The sequence below is a fragment of the Kitasatospora sp. NPDC005748 genome, assembly GCF_040630735.1.
Taxonomy (GTDB): domain Bacteria; phylum Actinomycetota; class Actinomycetes; order Streptomycetales; family Streptomycetaceae; genus Kitasatospora.
This window is the reverse complement of sequence record NZ_JBEXYD010000119.1, coordinates 1-9409: the sequence shown is the minus strand read 5'-3', so window position 1 is coordinate 9409 and position 9409 is coordinate 1. Positions and strand designations below refer to the sequence as shown.

General features: G+C 72.5%; 2 protein-coding genes. Both read right to left on the bottom strand.

Annotation, left to right across the window (positions count from 1 at the left end):
• A partial coding sequence (locus ABZ495_RS36370; RefSeq protein WP_359840246.1) for a type I polyketide synthase occupies positions 1–4474 on the bottom strand: 4474 nt, incomplete at its 3' end.
• Positions 4475–4519: 45 nt separating this feature from the next.
• Entirely contained in the window at positions 4520–9373 is a 4854-nt protein-coding gene (locus tag ABZ495_RS36365) for an SDR family NAD(P)-dependent oxidoreductase (protein ID WP_359840247.1), read from the bottom strand.
• Positions 9374–9409: the final 36 nt, after the last annotated feature.

The following is a 9409-nucleotide window of genomic DNA, read 5'->3' as shown; positions in this document are numbered from 1 at the left end:
CCGCCAACCGCTCCGGGGTCAGCGAGGCGACGAGCCCGTCGTCGACGATCCCGGCCGCGTGGACGACACCCGTCAGCGGCACACCCGCCAGGACGGCCGCGAGTTCCTCGCGATCGGCCACGTCACAGGCCGCGACCGTGACCTCGACACCCAGCCCCTTCAGGTCGACCACCAGCTCCGACATCCCGGCGGCCTCGATACCCCGACGCGACACCAGGACCAAGTGCTCGACCCGCCCGCTCTCCGCGAGACGCCGGGCCACCAGACCACCCAACACACCCGACGCACCCGTGATCAGCACCGTGCCCGGACGGTCCACGCCAACGGCAGCAGGCGTCGACGGCACCCGCACCAGCCTGGGTACACGCACCTGGCCCGCCCGCACCGCGAACTGCGCCTCACCCGAGGCCACACCCTGACGCAACCACTCTGCGGACATCTCGTCCACATCGGCCAGAACGATCCGGTCCGGGTTCTCCGCCTGCGCCACCCGGACCAGACCCCACACCGGAGCCGCCACGACGTCCATCGACGCCTCCGGACCGGCGTCCACCGCTCGGTCCGTCACCACCAGCAGACGGGACCCGGACAGGGACTCCGCCGCCAACCACTCCTGCACCAGACCCAGCACGTCAGCGGTTGTGCGGCCAGCCGCAGCCGGAATGTCACCCGGCTCCGGCACAACCCGCACCACCACCACATCGGGCACGGCCTCCGCCGACGCCACCAGCTCCGCCAGATCCGGGAACGACTCCGCACCCGCCAGCTCCGCCGTCCCGAGGACAGCCCACCGACCACCCTCCGTCGCGGCGCCGTCCAGAGCAGCCGGAACCCACTCCACACCGAACATCGACTCATTCGCCGCCCCGGTACCACCCGCCAGGTCCTCGGCCGAGGCCGCCCTCAGCACCAACGAACCGACCGACGCCACCAGCTCGCCCGCAGCATCGACCAACGTGATCGACACGCCCTCACCCGAGGCAGCCGGTGCCACACGCACCCGGGCCGCCACCGCACCCGATGCGTGCACCTCGACGTCACTCCACGCGAACGGCAGCGTCAGGCCGTCCCCGTCGTCACTCAGGCCCGCCACGTGCAGTGCACTGTCCAGCAGGGCCGGGTGCAGCCCGAACCCGGCCACGCCGACACCGTCCGGCAGCGCGACCTCGGCGAACAACTCCTCGCCACGCCGCCAGGCCGCCTGCATACCCTGGAACACCGGACCGTAGGCCAGGCCACTGGCGGCCAGGCGTGGGTAGAACCCGTCCAGGTCTACGGTCTCGGCGCCCGCCGGCGGCCACTCGCCCGGCAGCACAGTGTCGGCACTCGGCGCGACCGGTGCCAGCGCGCCCGTCGCGTGCCGGGTCCACTCCTCCGCGAAGGCCGCCTCCTCGGACTGGGCATACACCGCGACCGCACGGCGGCCGGACTCGTCCGCCTCGTCGACCGTCACCTGCACCCGGACCGCGCCCTGCGGCGGGAGCACCAGCGGCGCCTCGATCAGCAGTTCCTCGACCCGGCTGTACTCGGCTTCGTCGCCCGCGCGCACGGCCATCTCGACCAGCGCCGCCCCTGGGACGACGACCTGCCCGGCCACCACGTGGTCGGCCAGCCAGGGCTGTGCAGCCAGTGACAGGCGCCCGGTCAGCACCAGACCCCCGCTGGCCGGCAGTGTCACCGCCGCACCCAGCAGCGGATGACGCGCCGGTGACTGGCCCAGCCCGGCCGCGTCCACCACGCCGGAACCGGTCGGCAGCCAGTAGCGCCGGCGCTGGAAGGCGTAGGTGGGCAGGTCGACCTGCTGGGCACCCGTGTCCGCGTAGACCTGCTCCCAGGCGACCGGCACGCCCCGCACGAAGAGCTTCGCGAGCGCGGTGAACAGGGCGCGGGGTTCGTCACGGCCGCGACGGAGCAGCGGCAGCCAGAGCTCGGGCTCGCCCTGGTCGTCCGTGCGGGTCTGCGGGCCCATGCCGGACAGCACACCGTCGGGGCCGATCTCCACGAACGTCCGGACGCCGGCCGCGCGAAGGGCCTGCGCGGCGTCGTGGAAGCGAACGGCCTCGCGGACATGCTTCACCCAGTAGGCCGGGTCCGTGACCTCGTCCGTCACCGGGAGACCGGTGAGGGCGGAAACCATCGCCAGCTTGGGCGCGCGGTAGCTGACGGCGGCGACGACGCGGGCGAACTCCTCCAGCATCGGCTCCATCAACGGGGAGTGGAACGCGTGCGAGACCTGCAGACGCTTCGTCCGAGCGCCGGACGCAGCCAACTGTGCGGCGGCCTGAAGCACTTCGTCCTCGACACCGGAGATCACCACCGCGCGAGGTCCGTTCACCGCGGCGATACCGACACCGGCCCGGCCCGCGATCGCTTCGAGAACCTGCTCCTCCGTGGCCTCGACAGCCACCATCGCACCACCGGACGGCAGTTGCTGCATCAGCCGACCACGCGCGGCCACCACCGCACAGGCGTCCTCCAGCGACCACACCCCCGCCACATGCGCCGCCGCCAGCTCACCGATCGAATGACCGGCCACCACCTGCGGACTCACACCCCACGACTCCAGCAGGCGGTGAAGGGCCACCTCGACCGCGAACAGTGCGGGCTGCGCCCACCCCGTCTCATCGATCGGGCCCTCACCCCGAATCACACCCGCCAGCGAGCCGTCCAAGTGCTCGGCCAGCCCCGCACACACCGCGTCGAACGCCTCGGCGAACACCGGGAACGCCTGGTAGAGCCCCTGCCCCATACCGACGCGCTGCGCACCCTGGCCGGTGAATACGAACCCGACCTTGCCCACACCGCCCACGGACCCGGTCACCACACCCGGAACCTCACGGCCCTCAGCCAGCGCCGCAAGACCGGCCAGCAACTCCTCGCGGTCCGAGCCCAGCACCACCGCCCGCTGCTCCAACGCCGCCCGCGACACCACCAACGACCAACCAGCGTCCAGAAGATCAGCGTCAGACTGCTGTACGAAGTCCGCGAGCCGCTCCGCCTGACCGGCAAGCGCTTCCGCCGACCGCCCCGACACCACCCACGGCACCACCGGGAGCGTCCGGTGGTCCGCCCGGGGGCGCGGAATGTCCTGCTCGGGAGCCTGCTCGATGATCACATGTGCGTTGGTCCCGGAGAACCCGAAGGACGACACGCCCGCCCGACGCGGCCGCTCGCCCGTCTCCGGCCACGGCTGCGCCTCAGTGACCAGCCGGACCGCGCCCGCCGCCCAGTCCACGTGCGAGGACGGCTCGTCCGCGTGCAGCGTCGCCGGCACCACACCGTGCTGCATCGCGGCAACCATCTTGATGACACCCGCCACACCGGCGGCCGCCTGGGCGTGCCCGATGTTCGACTTCACCGAGCCCAGGAGCAGCGGCCGGTCGGCCGGCCGCTCCTGGCCGTAGGTCGCCAGCAGTGCCTGCGCCTCGATCGGGTCACCCAACCGCGTGCCGGTGCCGTGGCCCTCGACGACATCCACGCCGTCGGCGCCGACTCCGGCGCTGGCCAGCGCGGCCCGGATCACCCGCTGCTGGGACGGGCCGTTCGGCGCCGTCAGACCGTTGGACGCGCCGTCCTGGTTGACCGCCGTACCGGTTACCACCGCGAGCACCTTGTGACCGTTGCGGCGTGCGTCCGACAGCCGTTCGACCACCAGGACGCCGACGCCCTCGCCCCAGCCGGTGCCGTCGGCGGACTCCGCGTAGGCCTTGCAGCGCCCGTCAGCGGCCAGGCCGCGCTGCCGCGAGAAGTCGATGAAGGTACCCGGTGTCGACATCACCGTCACACCACCCGCCAGCGCGAGCGAACTCTCCCCCGACCGCAGCGACTGGCAGGCCAGGTGCAGCGCCACCAGCGACGACGAACACGCCGTGTCCACCGTCACCGCCGGGCCCTCCAGCCCCAGCGCATACGCCACCCGCCCGGAGACGACCGACCCCATGCCTCCGGTGCCGAGATAGCCCTCGGCCTCCTCCGGTACGGGGTAGAACGGCAGGTAGTCGTGGTAGAAGAGGCCGGCGAACACGCCCGTCGCGCTGCCCCGCAGCCCCGTCGGGTCGATCCCGGCACCCTCCAGCGCGTGCCAGGACGTCTCCAGCAGCAAGCGCTGCTGCGGATCCATCACGACCGCCTCACGCGGACTGATCCCGAAGAACTCCGCGTCGAACTCGGCAGCTTCGTAGAGGAATCCACCCTCGCCGGAGACGCTCTTGCCCACCGCGTCCGGATCCGGATCAACCAGGTTCCCCGGCCAGCCGCGGTCCGTCGGGAAGTGGCCGATCGCGTCCCCGCCCGAGGCCAGCAGCTGCCAGAACTCCTCCGGTGACGACACCCCGCCCGGGAACCGGCAGGCCATACCGACGATGGCCACGGGTTCCTGCTGCCGGCCCTCCACCTCGCGCAGGCGCTCCCGGGTCTGCGCCAGGTCGGTGGTGACCCGCTTGAGGTAGTCACGGAGCTTCTCTTCGTTCGCCATCCGATGGACGCCTTCCTCATTTCGCACGGTGGTACGGCGACGTACTCAGAGCCCGAGCTGGTTGTCGATGAAGTCGAACATGTCGTCGTCACTGGCCGATTGGATCGTCTCGGCGACCGAGGCGCCCTCGTCGCCCTCGCCGGACCCGGCGGTGTCGCTCAGCGCCGAGAGGATGTCCTTGAGCCGCGCCGTGACCCGGGCCCGGGCGTCTTCGTCGCCCAGGAGCTCGGTGACCGAGGCTTCGAGCCGGTCGAGTCCGGAGTACGCCGCCAGGGCGCCCGACACCTCGGCGACCGACCCGAAGGTCTCCTGGGCCAGGAAGTCGGCCAGGGCCGTCGGGCTCGGATAGTCGAAGACCGCCGTGGCCGGCAGCCGCAGGCCGGTGGCGCTGTTCAGTCGGTTGCGCAGTTCGACGGCGGTGAGCGAGTCGAACCCGACGTCCCGGAAGGAACGTTCGGCGTCCAGACTGCCCGGTCCGGCCATCCCCAGCACCAGGGCGGCCTGCGACAGCACGAGCTCCCGCACCACCTCCCGCTGCTCGTCCGGCCCCAGCCCGGCCAACCGCGCGGCCAGGGCGCTCCGACCGTCGGCGGGAGGCTCCGCGACCGATCGACGGGCCGACCCACTGGCCCGCGATCCGCGCACGAGGCCGGACAGCAGCGGCGGGACCTCGCCGGATCCCCTCAGGGCGGCCAGGTTCAACTCCGCTGCCACGAAGAGCGCTTCGGGCCGGCCGACGGCCGCCTCGAGGACGGCGAGCCCGCGTGCGTCGGACAGTGGCCGCAGACCCTGCCGGCCCATCCGGCGGCGGTCCGCCTCCGAGAGCTCACCCGCCATGCCGTTCTCCCACGGACCCCACGCCAACGACACCCCCGGCAGGCCCCCGTGCCGCCGGTGAGCGGCCAGCGCGTCCAGGAACGTGTTCCCCGCCGCGTAGTTCGCCTGACCCGCGTTACCGATCACACCCGCGATCGAGGAGAACAGGACGAACATGTCCAGGTCCAGGTGACGGGTCAGCTCATGCAGATGCCACGCCGCGTCGACCTTCGGCCGCATCACCGCCGCCAACCGCTCCGGGGTCAGCGAGGCGACGAGCCCGTCATCCAGGACACCCGCCGCGTGGACGACACCGTTCAGCGCCAAGCCCGCCAGCGCGTCCGCGAGTTCCTCGCGATCGGCCACGTCACAGGCCGCGACCGTGACCTCGACACCCAGCCCCTTCAGATCGGCCACCAGCTCCGACATCCCGGCGGCCTCGATACCCCGACGCGACACCAGGACCAGGTGCTCGGCCCGCCCGCTCTCCGCGAGGTGCCGGGCCACCAGACCGCCCAGCGCACCGGACGCGCCCGTGATCAGCACCGTGCCCGGACGGTCCCCGCCAACGGCAGCAGGCGTGGACGGCACCCGCACCAGCCTGGGTACACGCACCTGGCCCGCCCGCACCGCGAACTGCGGCTCACCCGAGGCCACACCCAGGCGCAACCACTCTGCGGACATCTCGTCGACGTCGGCGAGAACGATCCGGTCCGGGTTCTCCGCCTGCGCCACCCGGACCAGACCCCACACCGGGGCAGCCGCGACGTCCATCGACGCCTCCGGACCGGCGTCCACCGCTCGGTCCGTCACCACCAGCAAACGGGACCCGGCCAGGGACTCCGCCGCCAACCACTCCTGCACCAGACCCAGCACACCGGCAGCCGTACGACCAGCCGCAGCCGGGACCTCGTCCACGGCGTCCGGCACAACCCGCACCACCACCACATCGGGCACGACCTCCGCCGACGCCACCAGCGCCGCCAGATCCGGGAACGACTCCGCACCCGCCAGCTCCGCCGTCCCGACGACAGCCCACCGACCACCCTCCGTCGCGGCGCCGTCCAGAGCAGCCGGAACCCACTCCACACCGAACAGGCCGTCGCGAGCCGGTGCCTCAGCAGCCGCGAACGGCCGCAGGACCACCGAACCGACCGACGCGATCAACGCACCCGTGGCATCGGCCAGGGTCAGCGACACGCCTTCGCCCGCAGGCGTGACCCGCACCCGGGCGGCCACCGCATCCGCGGCATGGACGACCACATCGCCCCAGGCGAACGGCACTTCCGGCCGCGCCAGGCGCTCGCCCGTGCCCACGATCACGTGGAGGGAGGCGTCCAGCAACGCGGGGTGCAGCCCGAAGTCGGCGGCGCTCACCCCGTCCGGCAGCGCGACCTCGGCGAACAGCTCCTCGCCACGCCGCCACGCCGCACGCACCCCCTGGAACACCGGACCGTAGGCGAGACCGCTGGCGGCGAGCCCCGGGTAGAACCCGTCCAGATCCACCGCCTCGGCACCAGCCGGAGGCCACTGCGCCAGATCGCCGTGAACGTCGGCAGACGTGTCGGCCGGAGCTAGAACGCCGGCGGCGTGCCGGGTCCACTCCTCCTCCTGAGCCGCTTCCTCGGCCTGGGCGTAGAGGGCCACCACGCGGCGGCCGGACTCGTCCGCCTCGTCGACCGTCACCTGCACCCGCGCTCCGCCCTGCGGCGGCAGCACCAGCGGTGCCTCGATGAGCATCTCCTCGACCCGGGTGCAGCCGGCCTCGTCGCCCGCGCGCACGGCCATCTCGACCAGCGCGGCGCCGGGGACGACGACCTGCCCGGCGACCACGTGATCGGCCAGCCAGGGCTGTGCGGCCAATGACAGTCGCCCGGTCAGGACCACGCCACCACTCGACGGCAGGGTGACCGCCGCGCCCAGCAGGGGGTGCCCTGCGCTCTCCAGACCGAGGTCCTCGGCGCGGCTGCCCGCCGTCGCGGTCAGCCAGTAGCGCTGACGCTGGAAGGCGTAGGTGGGCAGGTCGACCTGCTGGGCACCGGTGTCCGCGTAGACCTGCTCCCAGGCGACCGGCACACCGCGCACGAAGAGCTTCGCAAGGGCGGTCATCAGGGCGCGGGGTTCGTCACGGCCCCGGCGCAGAAGGGGGAGCCAGACCTCGGCGGCTGCCTCGCCCTCGGTGTCGATCCGGGTCTGCGGGCCCATGCCGGACAGCACACCGTCGGGGCCGATCTCCACGAACGTCCGGACGCCGGCGGTGCGAAGGGACTGTGCGGCGTCGTGGAAGCGGACCGCCTCGCGGACGTGCTTCACCCAGTAGGCCGGGTCCGTGACCTCGTCCGTCACCGGGAGGCCGGTCAGGGCGGAGACCATCGTCAGCTTGGGCGTGCGGTAGCTGACGGCGGCGACGACGCGGGCGAACTCCTCCAGCATCGGCTCCATCAGCGGCGAGTGGAACGCGTGCGAGACCTGCAGACGCTTCGTCCGTGCGCCGGATACGGCCAACTGTGCGGCGGCCTGCAGTACTTCGTCCTCGACGCCCGAGATCACCACAGCCTTGGGGCCGTTCACCGCGGCGATACCGACACCGGCCCGGCCCGCGATCGCTTCGAGAACCTGCTCCTCCGTGGCCTCGACGGCCACCATCGCACCACCGGACGGTAGTTGCTGCATCAGCCGGCCACGCGCGGCCACCACCGCGCAGGCGTCCTCCAGCGACCACACCCCCGCCACATGCGCCGCCGCCAGCTCACCGATCGAATGACCGGCCACCACCTGCGGGCTCACACCCCAGGACTCCAGCAGGCGGTGAAGGGCCACCTCAACGGCGAACAGTGCGGGCTGCGCCCACCCCGTCTCGTCGATCGGGCCCTCACCCCGAATCACACCCGCGAGGGAACCGTCCAAGTGCTCGGCCAGACCCGCGCACACCGCGTCGAACGCCTCGGCGAACACCGGGAACGCCTGGTAGAGCCCCTGCCCCATGCCAACGCGCTGCGCACCCTGGCCGGTGAACACGAACCCGACCTTGCCCGCACCGCCCACGAACCCGGTCACCACACCCGGAACCTCACGGCCCCCGGCCAGCGCCGCAAGACCGGCCAGCAACTCTTCGCGATCCGCACCGAGGACCACCGCCCGCTGCTCCAGTGCCGCCCGCGACACCGCCAACGACCAACCCACGTCCAGGACATCAGCATCAGCACGCTCACCGAACGCCGACAGCCGCTCCGCCTGACCAGCAAGACCCTCCGCCGACCGCGCCGAGAGGCACCACGGCACCACCGGCAGGTCAACACCACCGGAACCGGAGCCCGAAGTGTCCTGGTCCGGCGCCTGCTCGATGATCACGTGCGCATTGGTCCCGGAGAACCCGAAGGACGAAACACCCGCGCGCCGGGGGTGCCCGGCATCCGGCCACGGCACCGCTTCGGTCACCAGTCGGACGGCGCCCGACTCCCAGTCGATCCGCGAGGACGGCTCGTCCGCGTGCAGCGTCGCCGGCACCACGCCGTGCTGCATCGCGGCGACCATCTTGATGATCCCCGCGGCACCGGCGGCGGCTTGCGCGTGACCGATGTTGGACTTCACGGACCCCAGGAGCAGCGGCCGGCCGGCTGGCCGGTCCTGGCCGTAGGTCGCCAGCAGTGCCTGCGCCTCGATCGGGTCGCCCAACCGCGTGCCGGTGCCGTGGCCCTCGACCACGTCCACCTCGGCCGCCGACAACCCGGCGTTGGCCAGGGCCGCCCGGATGACCCGCTGCTGGGATGGCCCGTTCGGCGCCGTCAGACCGTTGGACGCGCCGTCCTGGTTGACCGCCGTACCGGCGACCACGGCCAGGATGCGGTGCCCGTTGCGCAGCGCGTCGGACATGCGCTCCACGACCAGGACGCCGACGCCCTCGCCCCAGCCCGTACCGTCCGCGGACTCCGCGTAGGCCTTGCAGCGCCCGTCAGCGGCCAGGCCGCGCTGCCGCGAGAAGTCGATGAAGGTACCGGGCGTCGACATCACCGTCACACCACCGGCCAGCGCGAGCGAACTCTCCCCCGACCGCAGCGACTGGCAGGCCAGGTGCAGCGCCACCAGCGACGACGAACACGCCGTGTCCACCGTCACCGC